Raw genomic sequence first — 14,345 nt, forward strand, 5'->3', positions numbered from 1 at the left:
TTATGCGATCATTCATTTGGGAATTTCCATTAACCGCTGGTTTTGCCTTATTTTTATTCTTATTGTATCCAATTGTTTCCATTTTTATGCCAAACTTGGTAACGGAATATTTCATTGCAACCCCAGGAGAATTCGAGCCACTCAATTGGATATTATCCACTTTTTTTCACGGATCTGGAGCCCATCTGTTATCCAATTTATTTTTCCTTTTATTACTTGGTAGGGTTGTTGAGAAACGAGTTGGTAAAAAAAGATGGTTGCTGTTTTATTTTATGGCTGGATTCCTTTCAGTGTTAGGCGATGGAATTGTGCGAGGTTTCATTTTAGGAGATAAAACACCTATTGTTGGTGCGAGTGGTTCTATTTCTGGTCTCGCTTCTGCGGCTACTTTGTTATCACCATTTAGATTTCCAATTTCCAAAACCAAAACGATTCCATTTCCAGTATTTTTGTTTGGTTGGATGATGGTTTACTCAGATGTGACCAATGTTTTTGCGAGAGATAATGTGGCTCATTGGGCACACTTAGGTGGTTTTTTCTCAGTATTTGTGACAAGTTATTTATTAGGGGAAAAAGAAAGGCAAGAAATCAGACAAGGCTTTCTTCTCAACTTTACCTTTTTTACATTGACTATCATTCTTCTATTTTTTATCAACAATAGGTAATGAATCTAAAATTTAGAGCAAAGGATTATCTCTCCAGTGACTCCTTTGAATCGGCTGAATACGAATACATAGGCAATCAAAAAGACGGATGGGAAATCAAACGAAATGGTGAACCCTACCTCCAATTAGGTCCAGGCTACATTCCATTAAAAACTATCTCATGTGGTGTTTGTTCCACCGATATCGATCGGAGATTTTTACCATTTCCTCTCCCACAAATCATCGGGCATGAGGTATTAGCAGAAGGACTCGAAGAAAACCAAGGCAAACAATTCGTTGTTGAGATCAACGACACTTACGAAGCCCGAGGTGATAAAGAACCAGATTTATTTTGTAAGGAAGGAATTCCAACACACTCACCTGAACGAAGGGTTTTAGGGATCGATCGATTGCCTGGTGGTTTTGGACCTTACATCCTTGCTCCGATAAACGCAGCTATCAATTTAGAAGGAGTTTCTCCAAAAGCGGCTGTCCTTATGGAACCATTTGCTGCCGCCTTACAAGCCATCATCGCTTCTCCTCCGAAAAAAGGAGACCATGTGGCCGTTTTAGGTCCTAGACGATTGGGGAGTTTAATCCTTGCTGCACTTTCATCCTACCGCAAATCCAATCAATCAGATTTTCGCATAACAGCAATCACTCGCCATGATCACTTGGTCAAATTATCGAAAGAAATGGGTGCCGATGAAGTTATAGATCTTCGCATCACAAATGTAGAAAATCTCAAAAACAAATTTGACATCGTATATGATACAACATCTACTCCGTCGGGATTTGAATCTGCCATACAGATCGCAAAAAGAGAAGTTCACTTGAAAACTACCAATGGCCAACCTATGGCAGGGATAAATCATTTAACAGAACTTGTGGTAGATGAATTGTCCATCCTCCCATTTTCAGAGCAAAATACAAAATTCCATTGGCAAAAAGAGACAAGAACAAACAAAAATATTTTTGTTTTCGAGAATGTTTCGGAAGAGATCAAAACCAAATTGAAACAAGATTTTAATGTTTATGTAGGGAATGAAAAAACCGCTGAAACTATTTTATCTTCCAAAGAATTTTTAGATCATTTGCCAAGATTTGATGTCGTAGTTGTCTCAAACCCGAACGAAATTGGATTTGCCATCCGACCAAATCCTAATCATGAAAATTCATTGGTACGACCACGAGGGGCGATCCTTGTAGATACTACCAATACCAAATTATGGCCTGCCGTTCAAAGTTTGGTAGGCGAATTTTTTAAAGAGGGAAAAGAGATTCATAGTTCCCGTTGTGGTGATTTCCATATGGCGATATCATTGTTACGAGAGAATCCAGAAATTACAAAATCATTAGAGACAAACTTAATTTCACATCGATACCCTGCTGATAAATTGGAAGAAGCATATAACAAAGCAAAAGATCCATCTAGTGTAAAGGTAGTTGTTGATTTCCAATAACCATATGACTTCAGAAAAAAATATTAAAACATCTCTCGGGCCAACTCTTCATCAAATTGATGAGGGATTATGGGAAATTGACTTAACCAATCTTCGTATTTTTTTTGGACTTTCAATACTGTCACGGACTATTGGTGAGGAGATTGGGAACTTATTACAATCGTTACCTGGTGATTTAGCATTCACATATAAAATTAATCCGAATATCAATCACGAATTAGTGGATATGCATATCCAACATGTTCAAGTATTTGCAAGAGCTGGAATTTTAAAAGATTGGGTATTATTCAGAGAAGAATTTGAAGAAAATTTACGATTTGTATTTGGATCTTTCCAACAACAATCGATCGCAAAAAAAATACACCCAGAGTTTTATGGTGAAGATCCAAATAGAAATTCAACTATAGCATTATTATTCCCATTTGATACTGATTTCATTCATCCATCAGGATATTATATACTGATGGAAAGAGTACAAAGCCAAAGCCGAATTGGAGATTTTTTCCTCCGTATAACGATTGATTCACGAGAAGATGGATGTTTAAATTTAAAAAATATCCCTCACGAGGTGGTAAGTGATGTACATTCTAGAACATATATTGCTGGTGCATCGAAGATAAGTGAATCCTTAAGTAATGGAATTATCAATGTTGCTCAAAAAGGAGAAACTTTTTACGAAGAAGAAAATAGTCATTTTAGTAAGGTATTTTCGCAGATCGAAAAAACACCTCTGGGGAAATTATCCAATATAAATTTTTATTGGGAAGAACAGTATCGTAATTTGATTTTAAGCTCAGATCCAAGTGTTTCATTATCTATCTTAAAAAAACTCTTTTTACTTTTAGAAGATTCATCAGCATCTAAAAAAATAAAAGAAGGGAACACCTTAAGAGCAATCATTGGAAAAACATCAATTTATGTAGATCTGTCTAGACTCGACAGAGTATTAAACTTTAGTTTTAATCAGAAAAGGACATTAGTCGATCCTAATTTCTATCTAAAAAGAATGCCTATACTTGAAACCATTGCCAATGGGAAAGATCACAAATTTTCATTTGAAGGTATTCATATATTTTTGATTCACCACATTACCTCTGAAATCATTTCCTTGATTGAAACATTCAGACGATTAAAGGCGAATTCATTAAATGTTGCTTTTGTTAAGTATGGTGGAAATATTCCACCAGTTTACTTAGATATTTTATTAGATATTCCGACAGAAACATTTTATATGGCGGGTTTGGAATTTAAACTCACGAAAAATAATACACCCTATTATGGAGTATCACCTCTTTACAGCGATTTTGATATTCATGCAAATTTTCGGCATAAATTGGAAGAAGCTAAGTTAGGATTTTTCGATGCTATGCGAAGATTGTCTACCTATTTGTTTCTAAATCAATTATTGCAACTTGTTGAGAAGAAGGAAAAAATCATTCTGATAGAAGACGGTGGTTATGTTGCCCCAGTACTCAATGAATTTGCATTAAATGATGTTACATTGAGAGAGGTCCTTTCTGAATTTTGGGTCGAAGCTAAAAACAAAGCATTACTTGATAGAAAATTTTCGGAGATTCTAAATGAACATGTGATTGGATCTGTCGAACATACAAGAAATGGATTCGACAGACTCACTAAAATTAGAGAGGAGAGAAAATCACTTGTTTTACCTGCTTACTCAATTGCAGTTTCAAAGGAAAAAACTTTGGAAGAATCCAAAGAAGTAGCACGTTCCATTATTAACGCAATAGAGAATACTTTGCATGGAATTGGTAAAGTTTTATCTAAAAGAAAAATACTCATCCTTGGAGCAAAAGGTAATATTGGTGGATTTTTAAAGAAATATCTAATCGGCGGTTCATTACATGAATCAAACTTAAATCTATTGGAAGTTGATCGTAAATTTGAAATAGAATCAACGTTTGTAAAAAAATCTTTTCATACAATTGCTGAGACAGAATTTTCTAAGATTGATTTAGTCATTGGTGTGACTGGTGAATCTATTTTAGAACCTAAGCACTTTGAAACTTGGATATTGGAGAGTGAACACAAACAACTGTTCTTAGCTTCAGGTTCGACAAAAACAATTGAGTTTGCAAACTTCATTCAATGGACAAATGAATTAAATACGATCGAAAAACCTAAATTAAAAGATAAAAATCTTTTCATTACATTCCAACGTATCTTGGATCCACAGTCACAAATGGATTTAGGTTCCAAAATTATTTTTAAAATTTCAGAAATGAACTTAGAAAAAGAAATATACTTAATCAGTGATGGAAGTCCTGTTAACTTTTTATTTTTTGGTGTACCAACAGAATCTATGGATCCGATCATTTCACAACTAGCAAGTGTAACTTTAGGAATGGTAAATCAATACAAGACAAAAAAACTTCCATCTCCAGAGTTATATGCAGTTGATCATCAAATTGATGTTTGGGGAAATTTATTGTGAGTAAACACGGTTTTTTTCAAATTACCCAAAAACTCTTTTTAAGAGATGGAAATTCTCTATTAGTATTACGTGATCAAAAATCTGGTCACGGTGACCTCCCTGGCGGAAGGATGAATGAAGATGAATTTTTTGAAGACTGGATGGATAGTGTTTATCGAGAAATTAAGGAAGAATTGGGTGAGAATATTAAAATTGAGGTTAACCCAAAGCCAATTTTTGTTCATAAACATATGGTTAATGAAGGAAATTTCCCTTGTATCATTATCGCATATGAGGCTAAATTAATACAAGGGAACGTTCAATTATCAGATGAACATGATTATATGGAATGGGTAGACATTCATTCATTTGATCCAAAAAAACTTTTTTCGGAGTATATGTTGGATGCTGTCCAACTTTATTTAAATCAATATGCATAATCTTTATGTACCTCCTTATAAAATTTTATTATTTATCGTTCTTTTTGGAATTGGATATGGTTCTGCAACTTTTATAAAAGAACATGATATGAATCTTCCATCTCCAATGTTAGAAGTACCAAAATCTGACTTTAGTTTTAACTTTGATTTCAAATTCAATTTTGATTTTGATTTTAATTTTAGCAAACCTGAAGTTGATGAAGAAATACAAAAGCCTGAAAAATCATGGAATGATGTGACCATTCAAACGAATGGAACAGATCGCAAGTATGGTAATTTAGTTGGAATTCAGTTAGTATTAAAACCAGAAGATTACGTAAAAGAGGAATGGTGGCGAGAAAGAATTGAAGAAACTTTAATAAAAGGAAAATCTTCTGGAATTTTTGATCGCAAAACTATCGTTATCTTTCCGGAACATTTGGGCTCTGGCCTTGTTTTTCTAAATGAAAAATCTAGATTCTTATCTTCTGACACATTGGAAGAAGCTCTCAAAACAAAAGGTGAAAATTTTACCATTAAAGATTTATTATTTTCCAAAGCTGAATTGATGTCAGAAGTGTATGTCAGAACATTTTCGAATTTAGCAAAAGAATTTAATGTACCCATTTTAGGTGGGACTATTGTACTTCCAAATCCAAAAATTGTAAAAGGCAATCTGGTATTAGATCCAAATGGCCCGCTTTACAATGTTGCAATTCCATTTTCTGCAGATGGAAAACTGATGGAACCAATTGTGAAAAAATCCATTCTTACAGAAGATGAACTTAAAGTATATTCTGCTGGAGAATCTAACCAAGATCGTATTTGGATTGTTCCTGGTTGGAAAGTAGCCATTTTTATTGGGCAAGATGTTTTCGATGCTAGTTTGTATAGTCGCCTAACAGGAAAGGCTATTGATGGATTAATTTCTCCATCCGCTGTGTTTCCGAATATGAAGTGGTCAGATAAAGATTTATCGGATTCGAATATTTGGAAACAAGAGGGTATGCCAAAATACATCAAATCGACAAGAGCACAAGACCTGGTCCAAGTGTTTCTATCTGGGCATTTATTTGAAAATCACTGGAATGGAAAAACTTTCAATTTGAGAGATTTTACTTTTGAAGACCAAGTGATTTCGGTAGAAAGCCCTACAATCTTAAATTTGTACTTTTAAAAATAGATTCGTAATCGATAAAATTAGAGATTTTAATTTTGGCTTTTCCATTAAAATCCGTTTGACATGGCACCGAATTCACAAAAAATTTTCAGAGTTATGCCACAGAAGTCCCTTCCTAAAAACGAATTCTACGTAAAATGCCCATTGTATGCAAAAGGCCTTTCTGTATGTCCAAGTTCGAAGGATCGTTTACAATCAGATGATTTGAGTCGATTGACTTCTCATTGTGTTCAGGATTTATATAAGGCTTGTGATATTTTTTCCGCTAAAAAAGAGAAAGAACAAGCGGCTTAACCGTCGTTGAGTTTCCTCACTTTTTTAAAATATTCATAAACTTTCCAGTCTTCTTCGCTAAACGTTAAATCATCTAACACAAGTTCACCACGAATACTCTCGTATACGATTTTATCTCCAGCCACTCCCCATAACCGATCTAAAAAAAATGGAAAATGTTCCTTTTTTCCCGTTACTTTCCATTTCATCGGTTGGTTAGGTTCATTTTGGTTTGTAGTGATGAATTCATCCTTACCTGTAAGACGCCACGAATAGGCTTCTCTTGTCACAATAGGAATTCCTCGATTGATAGAAGGAGATCTTCCTTGTTGGTAGTTGATTTCCTTTAAATATAAGTCTCCAATTTTCCCACCAACTACATATCCTGAATTGCCATTGTTATAATAAAATTTTGGTAGGACGATATCCTTTGAGAGAAGAGAAACTTTTTTTAATTCAATATTTAGAAAGAAAAGATGATAAGCTCCACCTACACCGGACCAAACTAAGTATTCATTTCCGATAGGAGATATATGATATTGTATTTTTAATTTTGGATAAGGAGAAGGAAACAAATCACTGGTTAGGAATTTTTCAGGTTTTGAATTTTTCCCAGTTTTTTCGACGAAGAGCTGATTTTCAAAAAAATAAAATATTAAATCGCCTGAATTCGAAATTGCCATACCTGTTTTACATGGAATATGAACGATAGATTCATGTTCTAATGAAGAATCCATTGTTGAATATCCAAATAATGCACAACCGCCATATTGTTTTAATGGATATTGAATAACAACATAATTCCCATTAGCTGATAATTGAATGGAATCTGGTCTTAGTTTTAGTTCAATTGAATTCCGATTATCATTCACTAAGTCTCTGAAGTAGAGTGTTTTGTTTTCGGTCCATACGATTTTGGTTCGGTCTTCTGATAATGCAAAGAGGCGAGGTTGGTTTGGTTTATTTTTGGAAAGAATTTCTGCGTTAGACCGATTGGCTGACAAACGGTCCTGCAATAAGACCAATGCCTTTTCGTATTTTTCTTTTGAGATTAGGTCTTCAATTTCGGAAACTAAAGATTCGTGTTTTGATTGGCAATAACTGAAATTTAAAAAAGTAAGAATTAAGATGAAATGAAATTTCACTGAGACTCCAACATTTCCCGGATTTCATCCGAGTGAATTTCCTTCGAGAAAAGTTCCATCGCTGTTTTCCCAACTCTTTTTGTATCATAATAGGCAAATGTACCAGTGACTACAGCCCCACCAATGGGTACCCAACGTGCAAACTGTTTTCGAATGATCGACTTAGAAATCATAATTCCTAATTTTTCGAGTACTGTTTGAAATACTCTAACGGTTGTTGGGCGAATTAAAATTTTAAAACTTGATTCCTCGATAATTTTGCGAAAAACGTGAGCTCCTCCATGTTTGAATAAACAATAAAGAAGAAGTTCTTTTGTCACTTGAACTTCCTTTCCATATAGAGCTGCAATGTCCATGATGAGATGGCCTTGGATCCGGTAGACCATTAAGAGTTCTGGTAGAATGCTGAGTATTCCCAGAGGGCCTGGGGGGAGGGAACAGGTAGCACTTATGAGTCCCGATTTAAAAGAAGCATTCTGCACAAGCTCATTCAATAATTCTTCGGGAGGTTGGATTGTGGGAGCATAGGGACTACGATAATCCTCAAAACCTGCAAATAATTCGATGAGGCCTTCTAAAAATCCATTGGATTTGCCCTGAGATGGTAGTTCGTTCACGGGTTTCTTAAATCCTCGTTAGATTTTGGTTTATCAAAAACAGGCATTCTGTATCCTTTCCATAGACATGATAGATAGATTGAAAAAAATTCAAGAAAAATACCTGCGTATCGAGGATGAGCTCGCCAAGGCAACCGCTTCGGATACTTTGAAGAATCTATCGAAAGAAAGATCTCGCCTAACGCCCGTATATACAAAAGCAGATGAATATCTAAGAATTACGAAAGACTGCCAAGATGCAAAATCATTATTAGAATCCGAAAATGATCCAGATATGCATTCTATGCTAAAATCAGAGATTGAGGAAGGGGAAAAAAAATTAGAGGAACTTGCAAAAGAACTCGAAATTATGTTATTACCTCCCGATCCAAATTCTGGAAAAAGTATCCTTGTCGAAATCCGTGCTGGAACGGGTGGAGAAGAGTCGGGATTGTTTTGTGCAGATTTGTTTCGTATGTATAACAAATATGCAGATAAAAAAGGCCTACGTGCAGAAATCATTGATATGAGCCCGACGGGGATTGGTGGTTATAAAGAAATTGTATTTTCATTGGATGACGATAGGGCATATGATTTATTTAAATTTGAATCAGGAACACACCGTGTGCAACGGATTCCCGAAACAGAATCAGGTGGAAGGATTCATACCTCTGCTGTAACTGTTGCGATTCTTCCTGAAGCAGAAGAGAAAGAAGTTGAAATTAGAGATAGTGACCTTCGAATCGACGTTTATCGGTCGTCAGGTGCTGGTGGTCAGCACGTTAACACAACAGATTCTGCTGTAAGGATCACACATATTCCAACAGGAATTGTAGTCGCTTCCCAGGAAGAACGTTCTCAAATTAAAAACCGTGATAAAGCAATGCGAGTTTTGAGAGCAAGGATTGTCGACCAAATGGCTGAGACCGCCAAACAAAGTGCAGATGCGTTAAAAAAAGCACAGGTCGGATCGGGTGATAGGTCAGAACGAATTAGGACGTATAATTTTCCACAGGGACGTTGCACGGATCATAGGATTGGATTTACGAGTCATAATCTACCCGCAATAATGGAAGGGGATTTGGATGAATTAATCGATGCGTTAATCCAAGAAGATCGGTCTAAAAGATTAGCGGAAGCCAAGGCATAAAAAAAGTTTTTTTCTGACAGATTTCGATTGAATGATCTTCCTTGGTTGTTATTCCTTATGGTAGGGTGATGGTTTCATGAAATTTGGACAGTATGGATTAGTTACATTCCTGATTCTCGGTTTGATTTTTGGGAATTGTAATCCGGTCAAAAAGAATGATCCATTCAGTGATAATTTAATTTTACTCCTTTTAATCAATTCTCTTCTCAATGCTAGGGAAGTGGATTGTACTTTCTCTTCTGCTGATACAGATCCCTTTTATTCAGACCAATGGCATCTGCAAAACCTTGGACAATTTGGTGGAACCCCTGGCGAAGATGCACGGGTCAAAACGGTTTGGGACCAAGGTTATTCTGGAAACCAAGTGATCGTAAGTGTTGTCGATGATGGTTTGGACATTCGACATGAAGATTTAAGTGCAAACATCTCTGTCACGACTCGTGGCTTAAATATGTTTAACAATACTTTCAATCCCTCCCATTCTTACTCCAATAGTTTTCATGGTTCAGCAGTCGGAGGAGTGATTGGTGCGAGAGGAGGCAATGCAGTTGGACTTCGGGGTGCCGCTCCATGTTCCAAATTGGTTGGCGTCAATATTTTAGAAAAATCAACGATTTATACTTCCGATGAATACCGCGCGATGGTCAACGAATCAGGAAGAGTCTACATCTCTAACAATAGTTGGGGATCACCGGATGTCTATGGTTGGTTATGGCCATCTAGTAGTTTATGGCAACAAGGGATCAATGAGGGCGTAACTCTCGGTCGCGGGGGAAAGGGTACAGTTTACCTTTGGGCAGCGGGGAATGGCGCCAATGGTGGAACTGTCGCATCACCTGTATTAGTTGATAACGCAAACTATGATGGGCAAGCAAATTATTATGGAGTTATGGCCATAGGTGGAATTGGGGAAAATGGAAAAAAAGCAGCCTACTCTGAGTCAGGTGCGAATCTATGGGTTGTTGCCCACACACAAGGGAACAATACAACTGCTTACACAACAGCAATTTCAACAACGGATGCCACTGGAGTTTATGGATTAAATGCGGGTGGTACTTCTGGAGATTATATAAATTCAAGTTATACGAAAAAATTCAATGGAACTTCTTCTGCGACTCCATTAGCAGCGGGAGTGATTGCATTACTTCTCAGCAAAAATCCCAATCTAACTTGGAGAGACGTACGCGAGTTAGTTGCTTATTCGGCCAGACAAAATGATCCTTCTGATCCTGATTGGACAACAAATGCAGCAGGCTTAAATATCAACCATAAATATGGATTTGGTGCCATTGATGCCCAACAATTACTCGTCCGTTCTAATTCTTGGTCTCCTATCGGCGCGGCACTGAAAACAGAAACAATGAATTCTATCTCACCTGGTACTTCGATTCCAGACAATGATTTAGTAACTGGTGCCAATGCGTCATATTCAGTTTCCTCATCCATTTCTTATATAGAATTTGTTGATGTTGAATTTACAACGAATCACACATACTTTCCAGAATTAAAAATCACAATTACCTCACCTAGCGGAACTGTGAGTGTTCTTTCAGAAGTGCATGCATGTCGTAATCCATCTAATAATTCGGGATGTACTTCCGGTAACACGTCCATAGCTAACATGACTGGTTCCTCCACCTATCGTTTTGGCTTAACTCGTTTGCTCGGTGAAAATCCTAATGGAAGTTGGACAATTCGAGCTTATGACGGAGCAACCGGTGATACGGGAACCATCCAGTCTGTACGATTGAAAATTTACGGTAGGTAATCCATGAAATCAGAAAATAGTAATTCCTTCAATCGATTCCAAAATTCATTGGTGTTTACAATGATTTGTTTTGCCTACAGTTCATTGTTTTTATGGGAACCATTAATCGCAAAAGAACCACCAAACCAAATTACGTTTACTGAAGGTGGAATTCAAAAAACATTTTATAGAAATTCAAATTTGGAAGCAGAATTCATCGAACCAAGCCAAGCGAATTCTTCGCAAAACAAAAGTTTGGGTAATGTTAAGGTAAAGGGTGGTTGGAATTTAAGGCAAGTTGGGAAACCTTTATTGAGTCAGCAACAAGGCAAATCAAACATTCCAACAAAAGTTACCGAAGTTTACAATACAGGTGTAGGATATGGTCCTAATATTGTTTTACCAGGAATCATTATTGTTACATTCAAAAATGACCAATCCAATGAATCAATTTCCAAGTTAGCCCAAAAATATAAGATTGTGTTCTTACAACAATTTACTCCCCGTATTGTTAGTTTCCAAACAGAACCAGGTTATCTTTCCGTCGAGATCGCAAATGAATTGTTAAGTGAAGGAATTGTTTCAGAAGCATACCCTGAAACTGCAGTCGAAAAAGTCTTAAAATAGACAATGAGTTCGGAATTTTAAATTCTCAAAGTGCTAAGTAAAAATAAATGAGTTTTAGTATTTCTAATTTCTTTACGGGTTTAGATAAGTAAGAAGTGATTCCAGCTAAAAAACTTTTACTGATAGCTTCTTTTTGTACGTTTGCTGAAATTGCAATGATAGGAACCATAAGAAGCGGATCTACATTTTGTTTTTGTTCATAATTTCTAATTTCCGTTGTCGCTTCGAGTCCATCCATCTCAGGCATTTGCATATCCATTAAAATGATATCAAATTTTTCATTTTGAAATTTTTCTAAGGCATCCTTTCCATTTTTAGCAATCATCAATTCAATCGGATACTTTCGTAAAAAAGTTTTAATGATAAAAACATTCTCCTCAGAGTCCTCTGCTAATAGAATCTTACATTTAGGAAAGTTCTCTGGATCTGGTAACTCTAAGTCTAACCAATGTTGATGGATATTGGATTCTCTATGAACTAATCTTTCATACGGGATATGTATTGAAAATTTTGATCCTTTTCCAAGTTCACTTTCGACGAAAATTTCACCTTTCATCATTAATATTAATTTCTTTGTGATTGTAAGACCAAGACCTGTTCCACCATATTTTCTTGTAGTAGAACTATCCACTTGGGTGAAACTTTCGAATATTGAATGTAACTTTTCATTTGGTATACCAATTCCTGTATCCTCTACATCCAATATTAATACTTTATTACTGTTGCTTAAAGAAGCATTAACACTAATACTTCCATTTTCTGTAAATTTCATGGCGTTTCCAATTAAATTGATTAAAATTTGTTGGATACGAGTAGAATCACCTTTTATAGTTTCAGAAATATTTTCACTCACAGTATAATTGATTCTAATACCTTTTGCTTTTGCTTTCATTAAGAAAAGGGATATAGTTTCTTTTAATAAATCTCGAATTGAAAATTCTATGGATTCAATCTCTAACTTACCTGATTCAATTCTAGATAAATCAAGTATGTCATTGATGATATTGTATAATGCCTTTCCTGAATTTCGAAGGACAGTAAGATACTCAACTTGTTCTTCAGATAGATTTGTTTCGGCTAAAGTATCTGCCATTCCTAAAATTGCATTGAGAGGAGTCCTAATTTCATGACTCATAGAAGCTAAGAAATCTGTCTTAGCTTGTGATGCTTTTTTTGCATCAATTTCTCTTTCCTTTGCAATCACCATTTGTTCTCTTAATAATTTCTCTCTAGTTACTTGTTGAGAAACATCTGAGATTTGGATCATACAAAATGAATTAGATTCATCTTCAATAGAAATTGGAATGATGTGTAAGTATTGATAAATCCTTTCATTTTTGAACATCTTTTGTTCATTTTCGTATAAGGGGAATGGATATGGATTTAAAGTGTGTGTAAGTATGGAATACTGCGAAAATTGTATACATTGTTCAATTGATTTAAGAGTTCTTGTTCCAACTAACTCTGGAAATGCGTCAAATATTAATTTGTTTTCGAGATCTTGTTCTGAAAGATTGGAACTTTTTAGAAACCATTGATTTGCGATTACGATTTCATAGTTTTGATTTAAAATCAGAATTCCTATTCCTGATTTTTTTACAATTGTTAATAAGTGTTTTTCGGTTAAAGAACTCACTACTTTAACTTTTCAATCAATACTCTAGATAAATTTTTGATGCTGTCAAAATTTAAAATGAAAAATATATAACCTTTAATTTCTTTACCTTTTAACTGATAGTCAATGAACACTAATAAGATAGAATTATCTTCATTGGAATTTGGATTTCGATTTAATAATAATTCCTCGTATTTCCCAGAAAAAAATTCAGGTATTTGCGTTTCAATTTTGTAATTGGACATTTTTGCCAAATTAGACAAAATTGCATTTAGAATGATATTACCAATTTCACTAAGTGCATCTTTTTCAAATTGTGAAACTTCATTGAGTGCTACATAGTCTTTCATCATCATTTTCACAATTTCTAAACTAGCACTTTTATGGAATAATAGAAATGCAGATCCGTTTCCAATATCACCAACAAACTTTTGTTCGACAGTGCAAACGTCTTTGTTCGCTAAATTTTCAAAGTTTTTTGCTTCTGATTCGGTAATTAGTTTTAAACTAGGAACTGTTAATAAAATTTCATCAGAGATCATTTCACTCATCAATTTTGCAGCTCCACCTAAGCTGATATTGAAAAGTTCACATAATGAATCTCTTTCTAACTCTGTTAAGTGGTTCATATTTTTTCCAACAATGGGATGATTTTCTCAGGAGTAACAGGCTTTTCGACGAAATCTATTCCCAAATTTTTGGCTCGATTTTTGATTGCATCTTGGATGTTTGCGGTAATTAAAACTATTTTTGAATTCGGGTAGTTGGATTTTAAATTCTCAGCTAAATCTAAGCCAGATAATGTACCAGGCATATTCTGGTCCAAACTGAATAAATCAATGTCTAGATGGTCTGGTAAAATGGATTTTGCCTTATCTGCTGACTCAGCTTCTAATATTTCCCAATTGGGGTGATTTTCGGAAATGATTTTCCGAATCATTAATCGGGTGACTGTGCTATCGTCAACTATAAGTGCTTTTTTTTGTGACATATGGATTGCCTTAATTTCAAACTAGTTTTAGATAAGCATGAATACACTTAGTCGACGAAAT

14 protein-coding genes are annotated in these 14,345 nt (G+C 35.2%); 9 read left to right on the top strand and 5 right to left on the bottom strand.

Going from position 1 to position 14,345, the window contains the following annotated elements:
• The first annotated feature begins 2 nt into the window (after positions 1-2).
• The 6 genes from DI076_RS14645 to DI076_RS14670 all read left to right on the top strand — a co-directional run bounded on the left by DI076_RS14645 (position 3) and on the right by DI076_RS14670 (position 6,434).
• Positions 3-665, top strand: a complete 663-nt coding sequence (locus DI076_RS14645) for a rhomboid family intramembrane serine protease (protein WP_108960504.1) — start codon at positions 3-5, stop codon at positions 663-665.
• A complete protein-coding gene (locus DI076_RS14650; RefSeq protein ID WP_108960505.1) occupies positions 665-2,107 on the top strand; it encodes an MDR/zinc-dependent alcohol dehydrogenase-like family protein in 1,443 nt (480 codons plus the stop codon). Before DI076_RS14645 ends, DI076_RS14650 begins: the two co-directional genes overlap by 1 nt.
• A 4-nt stretch (positions 2,108-2,111) precedes the next feature.
• Positions 2,112-4,562 (top strand): hypothetical protein, encoded by a 2,451-nt coding sequence (locus DI076_RS14655; protein ID WP_108960994.1) that lies wholly within the window; start codon positions 2,112-2,114, stop codon positions 4,560-4,562.
• On the top strand, positions 4,559-4,981 hold the full coding sequence (locus tag DI076_RS14660; RefSeq protein WP_108960995.1) for an NUDIX domain-containing protein: 423 nt from the start codon (positions 4,559-4,561) through the stop codon (positions 4,979-4,981). The genes DI076_RS14655 and DI076_RS14660 overlap by 4 nt, the downstream gene beginning before the upstream one ends.
• Positions 4,974-6,137 carry a carbon-nitrogen hydrolase family protein gene (locus tag DI076_RS14665; RefSeq protein WP_108960506.1) on the top strand — a complete coding sequence of 388 codons (1,164 nt, stop codon included), beginning with the start codon at positions 4,974-4,976 and terminating at the stop codon, positions 6,135-6,137. The genes DI076_RS14660 and DI076_RS14665 overlap by 8 nt, the downstream gene beginning before the upstream one ends.
• Positions 6,138-6,236: 99 nt before the next feature.
• Complete coding sequence (locus tag DI076_RS14670) at positions 6,237-6,434, top strand: hypothetical protein (RefSeq protein WP_108960996.1); 198 nt, start codon at positions 6,237-6,239, stop codon at positions 6,432-6,434.
• On the opposite strand, the gene DI076_RS14675 is transcribed toward DI076_RS14670, so the two are convergent.
• Positions 6,431-7,558, bottom strand: coding sequence for a hypothetical protein (locus DI076_RS14675; RefSeq protein WP_108960507.1), 1,128 nt, complete (start codon positions 7,556-7,558; stop codon positions 6,431-6,433). The genes DI076_RS14670 and DI076_RS14675 overlap by 4 nt on opposite strands.
• Positions 7,555-8,175 (bottom strand): hypothetical protein, encoded by a 621-nt coding sequence (locus DI076_RS14680; protein WP_108960508.1) that lies wholly within the window; start codon positions 8,173-8,175, stop codon positions 7,555-7,557. The genes DI076_RS14675 and DI076_RS14680 overlap by 4 nt, the downstream gene beginning before the upstream one ends.
• Before the next feature lie 67 nt (positions 8,176-8,242).
• Here DI076_RS14680 and prfA point away from each other — a divergent pair, with 67 nt between their 5' ends.
• The 3 genes from prfA (at position 8,243) to DI076_RS14695 (ending at position 11,678) form a co-directional block, all read left to right on the top strand.
• Positions 8,243-9,304: a peptide chain release factor 1 gene (prfA, locus tag DI076_RS14685; RefSeq protein ID WP_108960509.1), complete on the top strand. Its 1,062-nt coding sequence runs from the start codon at positions 8,243-8,245 to the stop codon at positions 9,302-9,304.
• A 76-nt stretch (positions 9,305-9,380) separates the two neighbouring features.
• A complete protein-coding gene (locus tag DI076_RS14690; protein WP_108960510.1) occupies positions 9,381-11,072 on the top strand; it encodes a S8 family serine peptidase in 1,692 nt (563 codons plus the stop codon).
• Positions 11,073-11,075: 3 nt separating this feature from the next.
• Positions 11,076-11,678 (top strand): hypothetical protein, encoded by a 603-nt coding sequence (locus tag DI076_RS14695; protein WP_245918447.1) that lies wholly within the window; start codon positions 11,076-11,078, stop codon positions 11,676-11,678.
• Between the two features lie 25 nt (positions 11,679-11,703).
• On the opposite strand, the gene DI076_RS14700 is transcribed toward DI076_RS14695, so the two are convergent.
• The 3 genes from DI076_RS14700 to DI076_RS14710 are packed head-to-tail and all read right to left on the bottom strand — an operon-like array spanning position 11,704 to position 14,284.
• Positions 11,704-13,314, bottom strand: a complete 1,611-nt coding sequence (locus tag DI076_RS14700) for an ATP-binding protein (protein WP_108960511.1) — start codon at positions 13,312-13,314, stop codon at positions 11,704-11,706.
• Entirely contained in the window at positions 13,314-13,922 is a 609-nt protein-coding gene (locus DI076_RS14705) for a chemotaxis protein CheX (protein ID WP_108960512.1), read from the bottom strand. The genes DI076_RS14700 and DI076_RS14705 overlap by 1 nt, the downstream gene beginning before the upstream one ends.
• Positions 13,919-14,284 (bottom strand): response regulator, encoded by a 366-nt coding sequence (locus DI076_RS14710; protein ID WP_108960513.1) that lies wholly within the window; start codon positions 14,282-14,284, stop codon positions 13,919-13,921. The genes DI076_RS14705 and DI076_RS14710 overlap by 4 nt, the downstream gene beginning before the upstream one ends.
• Between the last annotated feature and the right edge of the window lie 61 nt (positions 14,285-14,345).

Source organism: Leptospira ellinghausenii (genome assembly GCF_003114815.1).
Classification (GTDB): Bacteria; Spirochaetota; Leptospiria; order Leptospirales; family Leptospiraceae; genus Leptospira_A; species Leptospira_A ellinghausenii.

Bases quoted from the DNA above. Each gene is read 5' to 3' on its own strand.
- DI076_RS14645 (WP_108960504.1), top strand. From the start codon at position 3: ATGCGATCATTCATTTGGGAATTTCCATTAACCGCTGGTTTTGCCTTA.
- DI076_RS14650 (WP_108960505.1), top strand. From the start codon at position 665: ATGAATCTAAAATTTAGAGCAAAGGATTATCTCTCCAGTGACTCCTTT.
- DI076_RS14655 (WP_108960994.1), top strand. From the start codon at position 2,112: ATGACTTCAGAAAAAAATATTAAAACATCTCTCGGGCCAACTCTTCAT.
- DI076_RS14665 (WP_108960506.1), top strand. From the start codon at position 4,974: ATGCATAATCTTTATGTACCTCCTTATAAAATTTTATTATTTATCGTT.
- DI076_RS14670 (WP_108960996.1), top strand. From the start codon at position 6,237: ATGCCACAGAAGTCCCTTCCTAAAAACGAATTCTACGTAAAATGCCCA.
- prfA (WP_108960509.1), top strand. From the start codon at position 8,243: ATGATAGATAGATTGAAAAAAATTCAAGAAAAATACCTGCGTATCGAG.
- DI076_RS14690 (WP_108960510.1), top strand. From the start codon at position 9,381: ATGAAATTTGGACAGTATGGATTAGTTACATTCCTGATTCTCGGTTTG.
- DI076_RS14695 (WP_245918447.1), top strand. From the start codon at position 11,076: ATGAAATCAGAAAATAGTAATTCCTTCAATCGATTCCAAAATTCATTG.
- DI076_RS14705 (WP_108960512.1), bottom strand. From the start codon at position 13,922: ATGAACCACTTAACAGAGTTAGAAAGAGATTCATTATGTGAACTTTTC.
- DI076_RS14710 (WP_108960513.1), bottom strand. From the start codon at position 14,284: ATGTCACAAAAAAAAGCACTTATAGTTGACGATAGCACAGTCACCCGA.